This window comes from Pedobacter sp. L105 (assembly GCF_009765875.1).
Lineage (GTDB): Bacteria > Bacteroidota > Bacteroidia > Sphingobacteriales > Sphingobacteriaceae > Pedobacter.
On sequence record NZ_LMUP01000004.1, the window covers coordinates 438,037 to 455,558 of the forward strand.

General features: G+C 41.3%; 16 protein-coding genes. 14 read left to right on the top strand and 2 right to left on the bottom strand.

Going from position 1 to position 17,522, the window contains the following annotated elements:
- Positions 1 to 2: 2 nt before the first annotated feature.
- The 4 genes from GSQ84_RS07005 to recG all read left to right on the top strand — a co-directional run bounded on the left by GSQ84_RS07005 (position 3) and on the right by recG (position 4,106).
- Entirely contained in the window at positions 3 to 1,343 is a 1,341-nt protein-coding gene (locus GSQ84_RS07005) for an OmpA family protein (RefSeq protein ID WP_158796541.1), read from the top strand.
- Between the two features lie 131 nt (positions 1,344 to 1,474).
- Entirely contained in the window at positions 1,475 to 1,606 is a 132-nt protein-coding gene (locus GSQ84_RS28345; RefSeq protein WP_371416352.1) for a DUF6728 family protein, read from the top strand.
- Positions 1,606 to 1,986, top strand: coding sequence for a RidA family protein (locus GSQ84_RS07010; protein ID WP_158796542.1), 381 nt, complete (start codon positions 1,606 to 1,608; stop codon positions 1,984 to 1,986). Before GSQ84_RS28345 ends, GSQ84_RS07010 begins: the two co-directional genes overlap by 1 nt.
- A 14-nt stretch (positions 1,987 to 2,000) precedes the next feature.
- Positions 2,001 to 4,106, top strand: a complete 2,106-nt coding sequence (gene recG / locus GSQ84_RS07015; protein ID WP_158796543.1) for an ATP-dependent DNA helicase RecG — start codon at positions 2,001 to 2,003, stop codon at positions 4,104 to 4,106.
- On the opposite strand, the gene GSQ84_RS07020 is transcribed toward recG, so the two are convergent.
- Positions 4,103 to 5,314: a serine hydrolase gene (locus GSQ84_RS07020; protein WP_158796544.1), complete on the bottom strand. Its 1,212-nt coding sequence runs from the start codon at positions 5,312 to 5,314 to the stop codon at positions 4,103 to 4,105. The genes recG and GSQ84_RS07020 overlap by 4 nt on opposite strands.
- 138 nt (positions 5,315 to 5,452) lie before the next feature.
- Between GSQ84_RS07020 and fumC the strand changes: the two genes are divergently transcribed.
- The 6 genes from fumC to GSQ84_RS07050 are packed head-to-tail and all read left to right on the top strand — an operon-like array spanning position 5,453 to position 9,668.
- Positions 5,453 to 6,850: a class II fumarate hydratase gene (gene fumC, locus GSQ84_RS07025; protein ID WP_158796545.1), complete on the top strand. Its 1,398-nt coding sequence runs from the start codon at positions 5,453 to 5,455 to the stop codon at positions 6,848 to 6,850.
- 1 nt (position 6,851) lies between these two features.
- Entirely contained in the window at positions 6,852 to 7,349 is a 498-nt protein-coding gene (locus tag GSQ84_RS07030) for a fumarate hydratase (protein WP_254070799.1), read from the top strand.
- A gap of 11 nt (positions 7,350 to 7,360) precedes the next feature.
- The gene (locus tag GSQ84_RS07035; RefSeq protein WP_158796546.1) at positions 7,361 to 8,161 is read left to right on the top strand and encodes a S1/P1 nuclease; all 801 of its coding nucleotides are present in this window, start codon (positions 7,361 to 7,363) and stop codon (positions 8,159 to 8,161) included.
- Position 8,162: 1 nt separating this feature from the next.
- Positions 8,163 to 8,603, top strand: coding sequence for a low molecular weight protein-tyrosine-phosphatase (locus GSQ84_RS07040; RefSeq protein ID WP_158796547.1), 441 nt, complete (start codon positions 8,163 to 8,165; stop codon positions 8,601 to 8,603).
- A 4-nt stretch (positions 8,604 to 8,607) separates the two neighbouring features.
- The gene (locus tag GSQ84_RS07045; protein WP_216848887.1) at positions 8,608 to 9,156 is read left to right on the top strand and encodes a DUF1543 domain-containing protein; all 549 of its coding nucleotides are present in this window, start codon (positions 8,608 to 8,610) and stop codon (positions 9,154 to 9,156) included.
- 53 nt (positions 9,157 to 9,209) lie between these two features.
- Positions 9,210 to 9,668 (top strand): PA2169 family four-helix-bundle protein, encoded by a 459-nt coding sequence (locus GSQ84_RS07050; protein WP_158796548.1) that lies wholly within the window; start codon positions 9,210 to 9,212, stop codon positions 9,666 to 9,668.
- Positions 9,669 to 9,720: 52 nt separating this feature from the next.
- Here the strand turns inward: GSQ84_RS07050 and cphA are convergent, their stop codons facing one another.
- Positions 9,721 to 12,351 (bottom strand): cyanophycin synthetase, encoded by a 2,631-nt coding sequence (gene cphA / locus GSQ84_RS07055; RefSeq protein WP_158796549.1) that lies wholly within the window; start codon positions 12,349 to 12,351, stop codon positions 9,721 to 9,723.
- 327 nt (positions 12,352 to 12,678) lie between these two features.
- On the opposite strand from cphA, the gene GSQ84_RS07060 reads away from it, so the two are divergent.
- The 4 genes from GSQ84_RS07060 to GSQ84_RS07075 all read left to right on the top strand — a co-directional run bounded on the left by GSQ84_RS07060 (position 12,679) and on the right by GSQ84_RS07075 (position 17,465).
- Positions 12,679 to 13,554, top strand: a complete 876-nt coding sequence (locus GSQ84_RS07060; protein WP_158796550.1) for a cyanophycinase — start codon at positions 12,679 to 12,681, stop codon at positions 13,552 to 13,554.
- A 5-nt stretch (positions 13,555 to 13,559) separates the two neighbouring features.
- Positions 13,560 to 14,402, top strand: coding sequence for an isoaspartyl peptidase/L-asparaginase (locus GSQ84_RS07065; RefSeq protein WP_158796551.1), 843 nt, complete (start codon positions 13,560 to 13,562; stop codon positions 14,400 to 14,402).
- Between the two features lie 37 nt (positions 14,403 to 14,439).
- Positions 14,440 to 15,123 (top strand): hypothetical protein, encoded by a 684-nt coding sequence (locus tag GSQ84_RS07070; protein ID WP_158796552.1) that lies wholly within the window; start codon positions 14,440 to 14,442, stop codon positions 15,121 to 15,123.
- A gap of 188 nt (positions 15,124 to 15,311) precedes the next feature.
- On the top strand, positions 15,312 to 17,465 hold the full coding sequence (locus tag GSQ84_RS07075) for a carboxy terminal-processing peptidase (RefSeq protein ID WP_158796553.1): 2,154 nt from the start codon (positions 15,312 to 15,314) through the stop codon (positions 17,463 to 17,465).
- Positions 17,466 to 17,522: the final 57 nt, after the last annotated feature.

Genomic DNA, 17,522 nt, shown 5'->3' on the forward strand with positions numbered 1-17,522 from the left:
TTATGAATTATTCTACTTTAAAGAAGGGCTTAGCAGTTTCTTTTGTAGCAGCGATTGGAGTTACGACTCTTGCGTCTGCACAAACAGATTCTACAGCTACTTCGTCTTCAGCCAAAACGTTTGGTGGAAGAGGCCAGTTCAGAACTTGGTCAGTTGGTGTTAACGGTGGTGTTTTATCTCCGTTCTTAGCCATCGGTGGTTCTAATGATTTCTCAAACGAAGACGTTAACTTAGGTTACGGTGTTTTTGTTAAGAAACAATTAGGAAACGCTTTTGGTATCCAGGCTAACTTATTCCGCGGAAAAGTTTCTGGTACTAACAAAGATGAGCCAAACGGAACTCAGTTTGGAACTACATCTTTCAAAACTTCAATCGGTTATGCAGCTGACATTAGTGGTGTTGTTAACGTTGCTACTGTAGATTTCTTACGTCGTGCAAATTCAGTTAACTTCTTCATTACTGCTGGTTACGGTTTAGTTGCTTATGCTCCTAAAGTTACTTATGCAGACGGAAGCGTTGTTGATTGGAAAGGTCACGCTGGTGATGACAGAAACAACAAATACGTTAAAGAAGCTTATATCCCAGTTGGTGCTGGTGTGAAATTCAAAGTTTCTGACCGTGTTGCTTTTAACTTAGGTTACACTATGCACTTCATTGACAGTGATAACTTTGATGGAGTTTATGCAAAAGGAACAACTAAAGATAAATTCTCATACGGTTATGCTGGATTAGAATTCTCATTAGGTTCGAAAAACAAACCGGATTTGGAATGGGTTAACCCATTGGCGATCATGTATGATGAGTTGAAAGACCCTTCATTACGTCAAGAAGTTGAAGCATTGAAAACTCGTGTTACTAACGTTGAAAAATCTGTTGAAGATTTGAAAAAAGATAGTGACGGAGACGGTGTTTCTGATCAATTCGACAAATGCCCAGGAACTCCTGCAGGTACTGCTGTTGATGGTTCAGGATGTCCACTTCCAGTACCAGTAGCTGCTGCTCCTGTTAGCAACTTAACTGGTTTCGAAACTATCCAATTTGAATTCAACTCTTCAGTTTTAAAAACTGATTCTTACCCTACTTTAGACAAATTGTCTTCAGTGTTACGTGAAAACGGTGGTAAAGCCTTAGTAAAAGGTTACGCTTCAAGCGAAGGTACTGCTGCATATAACTTGAAATTGTCAAAAGATAGAGCAAACTCTGTAAAAACTTACTTAGTTAACTCTGGAGTTAACGCTAGTCAAGTGACTACAAAAGGTTTTGGTGAAGCTAATCCAATCGCTTCTAACGATACTGAAGAAGGTCGTATCCAAAATCGTCGTGTTGAAACTTCAAGAAACTAATATTTCTTAAACAACATACAAAAACGGGCCCCGATTTATCGGGGCCTTTTTTTATGCCCTTTTTTTTGATTATCTATCGTATAGGCCGGGGATACATAGCCAAATGAGACTTTATTTTATACATTTGTGATATGTACTTTTTCAGAAAGAGAGATCCCGCCAGGCCCACCAGTATAGATATCAAAATCATGCATGTGATCAATGTGCTGGCGATATCTATTTTTCTGATTGGCATTATTTTAAAACTTACTCACGTCATATAATGAAAACAATAATCAATACCACAGATGCGCCAGCTCCAATAGGTCCTTACAGTCAGGCTGTATTAGCGAATGGATTTTTATATGTATCGGGACAAATCCCTACCAATCCTGCAACAGGAGAATTGACACAGGAATCTATTAAAGATGAAACTGAACAGGTAATGCGTAACCTGAATGCCGTATTATTAGAGGCCGGATTTGAATTTTCGCACGTGCTGAAATCCACTATATTCTTATCTGATATGGCTTTGTTTGCAGAGGTAAATGAAATTTACGGATCATATTTTACAGCTGATTTCCCGGCAAGAGAAACAGTAGCTGTAAAAGGACTTCCAAAAGGAGTAAATGTGGAGATATCTGTAATTGCTTATAAGGGATAATCCCAACCAATATTTTGTTTGCTTCTGATCTAGATACCACGATAGAATTTCTGAAAGGTGTAGGGCCTAAACGCGCCGAAATCTTACAGAAGGAATTGGGTATATTTACTTATGCTGATCTGCTGAGTTATTACCCCTTCCGTTATATCGATAGAACACGGTTCTATAAGGTCTCTGAGCTAACGCCAGATCTTCCTTACGTGCAGATCCTGGGAAGGATCACCGGCAAGGAAACGATCGGTGAGAAACATAAAAAGAGAATTGTTGCCCGCCTCACCGATGAGACGGGCACGATAGAGCTGGTTTGGTTCCAAAGCCTGAAATGGGTGGAGGAAAATGTGATGCGTGGTAAGGTATACATTGCATTTGGCAAGCCTGCGGTATTTAACGGCTCCTTCAGCATTTCCCATCCCGAACTCGAAACTTATCCTCGTCCAACTACGGTTACGGGCAACCTTACCTTACAGCCTGTATATAACTCTACAGAAAAGCTGAAGAAGTTTTCGCTGGACAGTAAGGGAATACAGAAGATGCAGGCACTGGTTATAGAACAGTGTCTGGCCGAAGTAAAAGAAACACTCCCTTCCTATATCCTTGAAAAATATCAGCTGGTTAACCGCAGGGAAGCACTGTTAAATATTCATTTTCCGAAAGACAGCGGGGCTTTACAGCATGCCGAACGCAGGCTAAAGTTTGAAGAGCTGTTCTTTATCCAGCTGCAGTTGCTGAGCAGTAAACAATTCAGGGAACTGAAGTTCAAAGGACACCTGTTTAGTACTGTGGGGAAAAGGGTAAATACTTTTTATAAAGATATTTTGCCTTTTGAACTGACAGGAGCGCAGAAAAGGGTAATCAAGGAAATAAGGATCGATACACAGCGTGGCATACAAATGAACCGCCTGGTACAGGGAGACGTAGGAAGTGGTAAAACCGTAGTTGCCCTGATGAGCATGCTGCTGGCTAACGACAACGGATTCCAGGCTTGTATCATGGCACCTACGGAAATTCTGGCCCGTCAGCATTACCATTCGATAGCTTCCCTGCTGGATGGAAAGGTAGCCCGTGTGGATATCCTTACCGGCAACAGTACAAAAAAACAAAGGGTAATGTTACATCAGCAGCTGGAATCCGGAGAGATTGATATTCTGGTGGGTACCCATGCGCTGATAGAAGATAAAGTAATCTTCAAAAACCTTGGACTGGTAGTAATTGATGAGCAGCACCGTTTTGGCGTAGAACAGCGGGCTAAATTATGGCGCAAAAATAATATTCCGCCCCATATTCTGGTGATGACTGCCACACCTATTCCAAGAACGCTGGCAATGACTGTTTACGGGGACCTGGATGTATCCATGATCGACGAACTGCCTGTGGGAAGGAAGCCTATTGAAACCAAACATTTTTTTGAGGGACAGCGGCTGCGGATGTTTGGCTTTATGAAAACCGAGATTGCCAAAGGCCGGCAGGTTTATGTAGTCTATCCGCTGATCAAAGAGAGCGAAAAATTAGACCTGCTCCATCTGGAAGCGGGCATCGAGCAAATGCGCTATCAGTTTCCCCTGCCAGATTTACAGATCAGTATTGTTCATGGAAAAATGAAAAACGTGGATAAGCAGTTTGAAATGCAGCGGTTTGTAGAAGGTAAAACACAAATTATGGTGGCTACTACTGTGATAGAGGTAGGTGTAAATGTACCGAACGCTTCGGTGATGATCATCGAGAATGCGGAAAGATTTGGCCTGTCACAATTACATCAGCTGCGGGGGCGTGTAGGCAGGGGTGCCGAACAATCTTATTGTATCCTGATGTCAGGACAAAAGTTAAGTAAAGAAGGCCGGAAGCGATTGGAAACCATGGTGATGACCAACAATGGGTTTGAGATCTCAGAGATTGATCTTGAACTGCGGGGGCCTGGTGATTTATCAGGAACGATGCAAAGCGGGGTAATGGACCTTAAACTGGCCAACCTGGTGAAGGATCAGCAGATCCTGCTGGAAGCCAGAAATACGGTCATTGAAATCTTTCAGGAAGACCCGCTGCTTTCTTTACCTCAAAATGCTTTACTCAAACGTTTCGTAGATAAAAAAAGCAGGGGTATTGCCTTAGATAAAATATCTTAATCTTCGTCTGTTCCAGGCATAGAACCTGTGCCTGTATATGCACCTTTTCTTATCACGGGAACACCTAAGTGTTTGTATAATTCATCCAAATGCAGCAAGCTGCCGTTGGTTAGGTTTCCAAGGAAAACGATAACAATGTTCTTCTGTATGTCGCGCACATAAATATGTCTGAAACCGTGCCACCAGCCGGTGTGGTAAACCACTTTACGTCCGTTCTCACCATCAAACATTCTCCAGCCATAACCATAGTTAAAGTGACCGTTCACGGCTTTATTGTGACCGGTATAAGCAGAATCCAGGCTTGACTGTTTCAGCAATCTGCCATTTTTTAAAGCCTTATCATACAAGACCAAATCATTCACTGTACTATAGATTCCTTTATCACCAACAGGTCCGTCTAAGAAATTCTGCACTACAGAATACTTAAAGGTGCGGTCGTGCCCTACTACGTCTACCGGTATTTTTTTATAAACTGTGGTAGAATATACATGGGTATGTTTCATTCCGGCAGGTTTAAAAACATTCTCCATCATGTAATCCGCATATTTTTTTCCGGTTACTTTTTCAATAATTGAACCCAGCACCATAAAATTGGAATTGTTATAATGGAATTTCACATCGGGAGCGATATACCGTGCTGGTTTATATTGAGCGATCAGGTCCATCACATCCATGTTGCTCATTGGTTTTTTCTTGTCTTTCCAGATGCCATCTGTAAAATACACGTAGTTCATCATCCCACTACGGTGCGAAAGCAATAACTTAACGGTAATCCCCTCATAGGGAAAGTTAGGGAAGAACTTTTTTACATTGTCGGTCAGATTTATTTTTCCTTTTTCCACCAGCTGCATAATGGCAACACTGGTAAAGGTTTTGGTAATAGAGGCCAGTTCAAATTCAGAACTGATCTTTAAACTATCGCGGTGCAGGTAATCGGCCCATCCAATTGCCTTTTCGTAGAGGATCTTATTGTCTTTGGCAACCAGCATATTTCCATTAAAACCATATTTTTTGTGCAGGTTCTGTACAAACTCGGCAATCCATTTATCGCCTTTGGCAGGATTATAAGCAAGCAGCTTTTCGTCGGCCTTATCATCATTTGGAGTTCGGACAAGTGTAGGTGCCGGCAGTTTTTTTTCGGCATGGGAACAGGCACTAAAAAGAAATGTGGCCAGGAAAGCCACGGGTAGAATGGTACGATAATTCATGAATAGATAGATGTGTTTTTTGAAGCCGGAAAAATAAACAATATTAACGCTTTAAACGAAAAAGAATTTTAAAGATTATGAGAGTCGTTACATTCACGTATACATATAAAGCTTATTTTTGAGACAAAATATAAAAAAATGAATTTTAGAACCGAACACGACACCATGGGCGAAGTGCAGGTGCCTGCTGATAAATATTGGGGAGCACAGACTGAACGTTCACGTAATAATTTTAAAATTGGTCCGGAAGCGTCGATGCCGAAGGAAATTATACATGCTTTTGGCTATTTGAAAAAAGCCGCAGCACTGGCTAACCAGGAGTTGGGCGTATTGGCAGCCGATAAAGCGCAATGGATTGCGACAGCCTGTGATGAAGTGATTGCAGGAAAATTAGATGATCAGTTTCCACTGGTAATCTGGCAAACGGGTTCAGGAACGCAAAGTAACATGAATGCAAATGAGGTGATTGCCTACCGTGCACATGTACTGAATGGAGGCGACCTGGCTGATGAAAAGAAAATTCTGCATCCAAATGATGATGTAAATAAATCACAGTCGTCAAATGATACCTATCCTACAGCGATGCACATTGCGGCCTACAAACAGGCTGTAGAGATCACGCTTCCGGGATTAGAAAAATTACAGCACACACTGCAGGCAAAAGCCACAGAATTTAAAGATATCGTAAAAACCGGCAGGACCCATTTTATGGATGCTACGCCATTAACCCTGGGACAGGAGTTTTCTGGTTACGCACAACAGATCACCAATAGCATCAGGGCAGTAAAAAATGCACTGGAAATGATCACTGAACTAGCTTTAGGTGGTACCGCTGTTGGAACAGGATTAAATACCCCAAAAGGGTATGATGTACTGGTAGCACAGAAAATTGCCGACTTAACCGGACTTCCTTTTGTGACTGCACCAAATAAATTTGAAGCACTGGCAGCACATGATGCGATGGTAGAACTTTCTGCAGCTTACAAACGTACCGCAGTAGCGTTGATGAAAATTGCCAACGACGTGAGAATGCTGAGCTCAGGACCACGTTCAGGAATAGGAGAGATCATTATTCCTGATAATGAACCGGGATCATCTATTATGCCGGGAAAAGTAAACCCTACACAGCCGGAAGCATTGACCATGGTTTGTGCACAGGTAATGGGAAATGACGTAACTGTAGGCATAGGCGGAAGTAACGGACATTTTGAACTGAACGTTTTCAAACCAGTTATTGCGGCTAATGTATTACAGTCGGGCAGGTTAATAGGTGATGCCTGTGTATCATTTAATGACAACTGTGCGGTAGGCATTTTACCTAATTTACCGGAAATTAAAAAACACCTTGAAAATTCACTGATGCTGGTAACGGCATTAAACCCGCATATCGGTTACGAGAATGCGGCTAAGATTGCCAAAAAAGCACATAAAGAAAATAAAACACTGCGTGAAGCAGCTGTAGAACTGGGCTTGCTGACCAGCGAGCAGTTTACAGAATGGGTAAAACCAGAAGATATGGTAGGTAGTTTAAAATAAGATGAATAAATACCATTATCTCATTATGCTGATTGGTTTGATGGCGTTTCTCGGTTGTGAGAGACGCCCAAACGTTCAGGGTAATGGACAGACATTTATGCAAGGTGTATGGAACCAGGACAGCATTGCCAATTCGGCAAAACTGTTAAACTATACGCAGCAGAAGTTCAAGTTTACCTGTGATTCTTTTTATGTGGATATGACCACACATTCTAAAGTGAATTACTATGAAGATCCCTGTTACAATAACGGGGTTTGGAAAGAATATGCCAAAGGAGTTTATGAGGTAAGGAAGGATAGCCTGTTCCTGGAAGGGACTTACACCAAATCGAATTACAAACAAAAAGTTTCCGGATGTTTTAATATCGGTATCTACAGAAAGAGTTTTATTGTAAAATCTAAAGATGCCAAACACCTTTTTCTGCAAAGTCTGAGTGACTTGAGAGATGTAGACCTTGTGCTGAAACAAAAAATAACGTGTATACCCCAGGATTTATAAAAATTGACCAAATGATTCAAATCAACCTAGTAAAGAAACTTTTTATAGCGATTGTTTTGATCGCTTATTTGCCATTGAATGCCGGTGCATGGGGGATGACGGGACATAGAATAGTAGGGCAGATTGCGGATTATTATTTAACAGCAAAAGCACGTAAAGCGGTGTATGAGGTTTTAGGTAACCAAAGTCCTGCGATGGCCAGTAACTGGCCGGATTTCATTAAATCTGACAGTACTTACAATTACCTGAGCAGCTGGCATTATGTGAACCTTCCTGCCGATCTGGATCAGCATGGGGTGTTTAATTTTCTGGATACTGATAAACAGGCTAATGTTTACAATAAGATTCCTGAACTGATTGCCCAGCTTAAAGATAAAAAGCAGACTGCCGGGCAGCAAAAAATGGCTATGCGTTTATTGATCCATTTCCTTGGAGATATTCATCAGCCGCTGCATACCGGAAGAAAAGATGATTTGGGCGGTAATAAAATCAGCGTGACCTGGTTTGGGCAGAAGTCAAATCTGCACCGCGTTTGGGATGAGGGACTGGTTGATTACCAGCAGTTGAGTTATACAGAGTATGCAGCAGCAATTAATCATCCTACAAAAGAGCAATTGGCTCAATGGCAACATACGCCCTTGAAAGATTGTGTATACGAATCTTATCTGGCGGCCAACAAAATATATGCTGCAACAAAAGTTGATGATAAATTGAGCTACCGCTATAATTTTGAGTTTGTAGATCTGATGAATGAGCAACTTTTAAAAGGTGGTATACGTTTGGCCCAGATACTGAATACAATTTACGGATAGGATGAAGATACTGATGGTTTGCCTAGGTAATATATGCCGTTCGCCACTGGCGGAAGGTATCGTGCGTCATTTAGCCGAGGAAAAAAAGCTAGGCTGGACGGTAGCTTCTGCCGGAACAGGAAACTGGCATGTTGGGCAGCCGGCAGATAAAAGGAGTATTGCTGTGGCTAAAGGTTATGGTTACGATATCTCCAAACAGCGGGCGCAGCATTTTAACAGGCAGATGCTGGAAGAGTACGACCATATCCTGGTGATGGACAGGAACAATTTGCGCGATGTACTAAAGCTGGCAGCAAATGAGGAGCAACGCAAAAAGGTAAGGCTATTTTTAACAGACGACCTGGAAGTAACCGATCCTTATTATGACGATCAGTTATTTGACCCGGTATTCCTCACCATTGAAGAAAGAGCAAAAAAACTAATAGAAGAACTAAGCCGTTAACGCAATGAAATTATATATGCTTTTAGTGGGCTGCACCCCACCCGGACGATATACTGAACAGCATGATGTGCTGTTTACCATAGGAGAGGATTTAAATAGTATTGTTCCTGATGTGCTGAATTTCTGGCCTGAAGCCGATGGAAAGATCCATGTAGATGCCTGGCGGGAAGTTACGAGCGTTGATGGATACAGGATAGAAGTAGTAGAAAAAGATAGCGACTATAATAGTGGTGATAAGCTGTTTTTCCTTAATCTGGGCGGCTACAAACCTGGTGAGTTTGAAGAACCGCATTACAAGATGCTGGTCATAGAAAAAGAAAAATCAGCGGCGATAAAAAGGGCTAAGGAAACCGCTTTTTATCAACATACTGGTTTTGAAGGGGCGCCATCTCATGTTGATGATAAATATGGCGTAGACGTAGATGACGTTTTTGAAATCGAAGATGTACTGTCGCCAGCACTCAAAGAAAAATTCTCACTTTCCATATTCCCGGCGGAAGGAGCCGAAAGTGATGAATTTCATTTAGGGTATCTTCCCCTGCAAAAAATGTAAAAACATTTTTATAGGTATAGTGTTGTTTCCATACATCTATAAAAACTATAAAAATGGAAAATATTGCAATTAACCCCGAAACATTAAACGACCTGATCCAAATTAATAATGACAGAGTAGCTGGTTATGAAAAAGCTATTGAAGAATTACAACCAGAGGACAGCGATCTGAAAGCATTATTTGTAAGAATGATTGGTGAAAGCCATAAATATAAACTGGCTTTGGCCACTGCTGTTCAGGGAACTGGAACTGAACTGGAAACAGGTACAACCACATCAGGTAAAATTTACCGTGCATGGATGGACGTGAAAGCAGTTTTTACTGGTCACGATCGTCAGACTATCTTAAATAACTGCGAAGCAGGTGAAGATGCTGCACAAAGAGCTTATAAATCTGCTTTGGAAGAAGAAGGATTATCTGCTGATACAAGAGCATTGATCACCGAGCAAAAGACTGAGCTGAGAGCTTCACATGATGAAATCAAAGCTTTAAGAGACGCCAATAAAGCATAATCTCTTTTTAAAATAAAAAAAACCGCAGTGAACGCTGCGGTTTTTTTATGACTTAATTTTTTGAATTGTAAATGCCAAATTCCTTGTCCAGGTGTTCGGTTACCTTTTCAATGGCATTGTCTATCGTGTTACTTAAAATAGTAATAAAAGAACCCGATTTTGCCGTAGCCACCAGGAACTGCAGTGCATCTGCCCCGTTATTATTGATGATGATCTCTATATCAGGTTTTACTTCATGTATGCCCGAGATCAGCAGATCAATAATTTCCTGCTGTTGTCTGCCACGCAGGTATTTTTCCTGACAGATGATGATCTTATCAAACATCCTTGCAGCAATCCGCGCAGTTTCTTTAATATCCTCATCACGCCTGTCGCCCGTTCCGGAAATCACGCCAATATGCTCGGTTGCTTCTACGGTTTTAAGGTAATCCTTGATACCGTTAAAGCCGTCTGGATTATGTGCAAAATCTACCAGGACCTTAAATTCCTTGAACTTGAAAATGTTCATCCTTCCAGGAGTTTGTGCAGCTGAAGGAATGAAGGTTTCGAGGGACATGCGGATATCTTCAATTTTATAACCGCATAAAAAGGTAGCTAAAGTAGCAGCCAGTACATTCTGTATCATGAACTCTACGCTTCCGCCAAAGGTTAAAGGAATATGGGTAACTTTCTCTACCCGTATTTTCCAGTCGCCTTTTTTGATCGTGATATAACCATTCTCATAAATTGCTGCGGTACGGCCTTTTTTGCAATGTTCAACAATCACAGGATTGTTCTCATTCATACTAAAATAAGCTATTTTGCAATCTGCACTCTCCGCTATTTTAACACAATACTCGTTGTCGGCATTTAATACTGCCCAGCCATCTCTTTTAATGGCACCAACTACTACTCCTTTTACCCTTGCCAGGTCTGATAATGTATGGATATCTGAAAGTCCAAGGTGATCTTCCTGAATATTGGTCACAACGCCAATATCACAACGGTTAAATCCAAGTCCAGCCCTTAAAATACCGCCTCTGGCCGTTTCCAGCACGGCAAATTCTACCGTTGGATCTCTCAGGATAAATTCCGTACTCACCGGTCCGGTAGTATCACCTTTCATCAGCATGGTGTTCTGTACATAGATACCGTCTGATGTAGTAAATCCAACCCTGGTGCCATTGCTTTTAACAATGTGGGCAATTAACCTTGTCGTGGTAGTTTTTCCATTGGTACCTGTAACGGCGATGATCGGTATCCTTGCCGATTTACCGGGAGGATACAACATATCAATTACCGGGGCTGCAACATTTCTTGGCAGTCCTTCACTTGGCGCCAGGTGCATCCGGAATCCCGGAGCAGCATTAACTTCCAGTACCACGCCGCCATTTTCTGTTAGCGGTTGTGTCAGGTTTTGTGCCATCACATCAATTCCGCAGATATCAAGGCCTATGATCCTGGATATGCGCTCACTGATAAAAATATTTTGCGGGTGTACCAGGTCAGTTACATCAATTGAAGTACCGCCGGTACTTAAATTGGCTGTCGATTTCAGATAAACCAACTCTCCGTTAGGTACTACCGTTTCCAGCGTATAATTCTTTTTGGCCAGCAGGTCCAGCGTATCACGGTCTACAATGATTTCTGTTAAAACATTTTCATGTCCGTAACCGCGGCGCGGATCTTCATTTTCCTTGTCGATCAGCTGTTGAACGGTGCTGATGCCGTTTCCTGTTACATGTGCAGGTACGCGCAAAGCAGCAGCTACCATTTTATTGTCAATCACCAGAATCCTGAAGTCATAACCGGTGATAAAACTTTCGATGATGATCCTCCTGGAATACTGTTTTGCATATTCAAAAGCCAGTACGGCAGCTTCCGTGGTTTTTACATTAATGGAAGCTCCTTTTCCATGGTTACCATCAAGTGGTTTAAATACCAATGGGAATCCTACCGTTTTAATGGCATCCTCCAGGTCTTCTATCTCAGAAATGGTAACACCTTTGGCTACAGGAATGGCCGAATCCTTTAACATGCGTTTGGTTTCATCCTTATTGCCGGCAATATCTACGGCAATACTGTTTGTCCTTTCTGTCATGGTAGCCCTAAACCTTACCTGGTTTTTGCCATAGCCCAATTGGATCAGGGAACTTTTATTCAGCCTGATCCATGGAATATCCCTCGCGATGGCTTCATCCACGATAGAGCCTGTACTTGGGCCGAGCCTTTCCATTTGTCTCAATTCCCTTAAACGGAAGATATCCGCTTCGAGGTCATATTCCTGGTTGTCGATCAACGCTTCTGCAATCCTCACACTGGCTTCAGCGGCATAAATACCGGCTTTCTCTTCCAGATAGCTGAATACCACATTATAAATACCTGCTGTTTTGGTTTGCCTTGTTCTTCCAAAACCAGTATCCATACCCGCCAGGGTTTGGATTTCAAGGGCAATATGCTCTATCACATGCCCCATCCAGGTACCTTCCTTCACGCGGGCGAAAAATCCGCCCGGAACACCTTTTGAGCACCTGTGGGTAAATAAAGTTGGAAGCATTTTTTCCAGGCGATCACCAAATCCGTCAATTGAGTTGGTGGGACGCTGTTCCATATCCTCCAGGTCCAGTCTCATTTGTATTAACTTTTTTCTGTTGATCGACCAGATGTTTGGTCCCCTTAGCACTTGAATGCCGAGTATTTTCATATAATATCGTATTGTTTTTTCGTGATCTGTTAATTGTGTTCTTCAGTTGAATAAATATTGTCAACTTACCAGAATGAGGAACAAGATAATTCAAATAGTTGATATGTTATATCCTGCTAAGTTTTTGTCTTTAATTTTGATCTGTGAGACGACCTCTAACGCAGGTATAATATAAAAATATAATCTCATAAAAATGAATAATTTACAGTCAAAAATGTTGTGATTTAAGCATCAAAATGTTCAGAGAGGTGTAGATTCTGATGAAATTATGGTAATATTTGGTCTAAGGAGCATATATTTGAAATTTTAGCATTAGAAAACAGAAAAATGGCTCCTAAAGGCAAACTCATTATTATAGGTGGTGCAATCAATACCGGAAGTTTTACGGAAACACAATTCGGCCTGCCTCAGAATATGAATTTTTTTGAACGGGGGATTTTAAAACGTATCACTACGGAATCTGTAAAGAATACAACATCACGTTTTGAAATTATCACTACAGCTTCCCTGATTCCTGAAAAAGTTGGCGAAGAATATATTAAGGCTTTTGCACAGTTGGATGTGCACAACGTTGGTGTCCTCAATATCAATAATAGGGAACAGGCTAATGATGTGTTGAATTGTGAACGTGTAAAGGATGCGGATGTACTGATCTTTACCGGTGGCGATCAGCTGAGGTTGTCTTCTATTTTCGGTGGTACGGCTATCCATCAGATCATGCTGGACAAATATCAAAATGAAGAAATCGTAATTGCCGGCACTTCTGCAGGCGCCGCTGCAAGTTCTAAAAATATGATCTATCAGGGCAGTAGTAAAGATGCCTTATTAAAAGGAGAAGTGAAGATCACTGCCGGATTAGGTTTTATAGATGGTGTTATTGTTGATACCCATTTTGTGCAGCGCGGCCGTATAGGCAGGTTACTGTATGCCACGGCAAGCAGCCCTGGCATTCTGGGCATAGGCCTGGGAGAGGATACAGGGCTCTATATTTCAAATGGAAATACCATGGAAGCCATAGGTTCCGGAATGGTTATCCTGGTTGATGGCCGAAATATGCTGGATACCAATTTAACCGATGTAGAGATGGGGCAGCCTGTTTCTATCAAGAATATGGTGGTACATGTAATGTGCGATGGGGATATATATGACCTTACAGGACATCAGTTAACGATCCATCACCCTAAAGTTATACCTACAGCTTAGAAATCATGAAGTTAATTATTCACGGAGGGTTTTTTAGTGAATCTGCTACAAACCAGGTAACAAAAAAGGCAAAACAGGATGCTTTAGCGGAAATTGCTACCCTTTCCTATACCTATCTGCAAAGCCATAACGCACTGGAAACTGTATCCTATGCGATCAGTTTACTGGAAAGCAATGTGCTTTTTAACGCAGGACTGGGCTCGCAGATCCAGAGTGATGGCAAAGTGAGGTTAAGCGCTTCCATCATGAATGGCAAAACGCAAAAATTTGGCGGTGTGATCAATATCCAGGATGTGGAGCATCCTATCCAGGTAGCTTCACTGCTGTTGAATTATGAAGATAGCGTTTTAAGCGGTGAAGGTGCCATTGATTTTGCGAGGAAAAATAAATACGAATATTTTAACCCTATTACGGCACAGCGCCAGTCAGAGTACGAACTAAAACTCAACCAGCAAAATAAATTGGGAACAGTAGGTTGTGTAGCGCTCGATGCATCGGGACATCTGGCAGCAGGTACCTCTACCGGAGGTAAAGGTTTTGAAATCCCGTGCAGGGTAAGTGATTCTGCTACGGTAGCGGGTAACTTCGCAAATGATTTTGCCGGAATCTCCTGTACAGGGGTGGGTGAAGACATTGTCAGTGTAGCTTTAGCAGCCAGGATCGTTACCCGCGTTACTGACGGTTTTACCTTAAAAGCAGCATGCGATAAATCTTTTACCGAGCTTAAAACTATAGATGGTTTTGCAGGTGTGATCGGAATTACTGCCGATGGACAGGTTTATCATACCGACTCTCATCCCTACATGGTTTGGGCTTCTTTTGATGGTAACTTACAGGTATTTAACTAAAAGATGTAAATCTTTAAAAAAGATTTATATTTGTAATATGTATAAACTCTGTTTCGCAGCCGTATGCCTCATTTTTTCTTATCCGGCAATGTCGCAGACGACTTCTTTTGTTCAGCAAGACCCGAATTTCGGGAGCGGATCAATTAGTATAGCAGTTTCTGGTACTGATGATGCTAACGGAGATAACTATTTCCATGAAGCTGAAAAGAACGAAAAAAACGGTCAGTTATATGATGCCTTAACCTTATTTGGAAAGGCTGCATTTGAGTACAACAATACAGGGAATTTTTCACGTTATGGAGCTTCCCTGCTGCGTTTAAGCAATATCCATTATTTACTGGAGCATTATGCTGAAGCAGAACAGGTGATTTTGAACGTAGCCTTAAAAAGTTATTCCCGTTTTGGAAACAGGACCGGGCAGATGGCCTCTTACGGTCAGCTGGGCAAGATCTATCTTGCAGCAAATAAACTGACACAATCTATGTGGTTTTATACCCAGCAGGGTATTTTAGCCCGCCAGAATAATAATAATGCCTCTTATATAGATTCTATTCTGGGATTGGCCCAGGTAAAGATCAGGAAAAAGGAATATGCTTTGGCAATGAAAGACATCAACAGGGCCGAGTTATTTGCCCGGGCATCAAAAATCAGCCAGTACAAGGGGCAGATTCAGCAGGCTAAAAATTCTATTGCCGAAAGAAAGAACAGGGCGAATTTATAAAATCACTTCTTTTTATTGCGGAAAAAGCTGTTTAACTGAGGGTTAAGTGGCTTTTTTACGCTCAAATGGCCACTGTCTTTTGATTATTTACTTATCTTTGGTAAAGATTACAGAAAAGAGACAGTATTATTCCTGTCTCTTTTCTGTTTATTTTACAAATTGGTATCATATTGGTTGTTAATATAAAAATGGATTTTAAATTATTTAAAGAGATGTTAAAAAGAATATTACTGGTCACCTTCACTGCAGCTGTGTTAGCTTGCCATGCCTCTCCAAAACCGCAAAGGCTGGTTGAAGGTATCCCTAATATTAAACCCGATGAACAGCAGAGTTTGGTGATTAAAGAAATTGTGGCCCTGATTGAGAATTACAATTACAAGAAATTAACTTTAAATGATTCCATTTCTTCCCTGGTTTTAGATAAGTATATCAAAGCGCTCGACCCTTACAGAAGTTATTTTCTGGCTTCTGATATCAAGGATTTTGAGCAGTTCAGAAAAACACTGGATGACAATTTCAGGAATGGAGACCTGAGCGCCCCATTTTATATTTTTAATGTTTATTCCAAAAGATATAATGAAACCATTGATTATGCCATGGCGCATATCAAGGATAAATATAATTTCAACGAGAATGATACTTACGTATTTGACCGTGAGAAGATGCCATGGGTGGCTTCAACAGCTGAGTTAAATGACATCTGGAGAAAACGCGTTAAATACGAACTGGAGAATTTAAAGATTGCTGGTACCGCTGAGGCTAAGAATGTTGAAACCTTAACTAAAAGATATCAGAACCTTAAATCACAGTCGGCTAAATTGAATAACCAGGACGTGTTTCAAATGGTGATGGATGCTTTCACAGAAACCATCGACCCGCACACCAGTTATTTTAACCCAACTAACGCACAACAGTTCAATGAAGATATGGCCCGTTCTTTTGAAGGAATTGGTGCCCGTTTGAAAATGGAGAATGACATCCTGAAAATTGATGAGATCCTTCCCGGCGGACCTGCTTTTAAAAGTAAACTGCTAAATTCTGGCGACAGGATCATTGGTGTTGCCCAGGGAATGGGTGATTTTGAAGACATCGTTGGATGGAGAATAGATGCAGCGGTAGCCAAGATCAAAGGGCCTAAAGGAACTAAAGTAAGATTGAAAATTATTCCGGTAGGGAAAGATATGTCTGCCAAGCCGGTAATTATCGAGCTGACCAGGGATAAGATCATCATGGAAGATCAGTCGGCTAAAAAAGAAGTAAAAACTATTCAGTCGAACGGTAAAACTTTTAAAATTGGAATCATCACTGTACCTGGTTTCTATGCTGACTTTAAAGCAGCCAATGCAGGTGACCCGAATTACAAAAGTACCACACGTGATGTAAGATTATTGATCGATACATTGAAAACCAAAGATAAAGTTGATGCAATTGTAATGGACTTACGTGCAAATGGCGGCGGTTCACTGGTAGAAGCGATTGATTTAACAGGTTTGTTCATCGATAAAGGACCGGTGGTTCAGGTGAAAGATATCAAAGGAAATGTAGAGGTAAGTCAGGATGAACACCCTGGTGTTGCCTGGGATGGTCCTTTTGGTGTGATGGTAGACAGGTTGAGTGCTTCTGCTTCTGAGATCTTTGCCGGAGCAATACAGGATTATGGAAGAGGATTAATTATCGGTACACAAACTTATGGTAAAGGTACTGTTCAATCGTCTATCGACCTGAATAAGCTGGTTAACCCATCGGTGTTACAGCGTTTAGCGAGCCTGGTTAAAGGGCCTGCCGGTGGCGTAACGGTAAGAGGAGATCAGTCGGGAGTTCCGCAACTTGGGCAGATCAATTTAACTATGGCTAAGTTCTACCGTGTTAATGGAAGCAGCACCCAGCATAAAGGGGTAATGCCTGATATCGTAATGCCATCTTATTATCCAATGGATAAAATTGGTGAAGATACAGAGCCATCTGCTTTGCCTTGGGATACCATTGAAAAATCTAACTTTATCCCTGTAGCAGACCTGTCTTCAGTTAAATCTGAACTGGTTAAACTGCATGATGAAAGGATGGCAAAATCTGCAGATTATAAAGGTCTGGTTGAAGATATCGCAGAGATGAAAAAACGCGATCAGGAAACTTCAGTTACGCTGAATGAAAATAAACTGAAAGCAGAAAGAGATAGTCTGGAAACAAAATCACTGGAAAAAATAAACAGGCTGAGAGAATCGAGAGGATTAAAAGCTGTTAAAAAAGGTGATAAGATCAAAAAAGATGAAAACTATGATTTGTTTGAGGATGAAAGCATGCATGTAATGGCAGACTGGATGGAAATGAAGAAAGGCATTTAATCGAAAGGAGTAATAAATCAGATCTGATTGTATAAAAAAGGCTACAGTGCATCATGC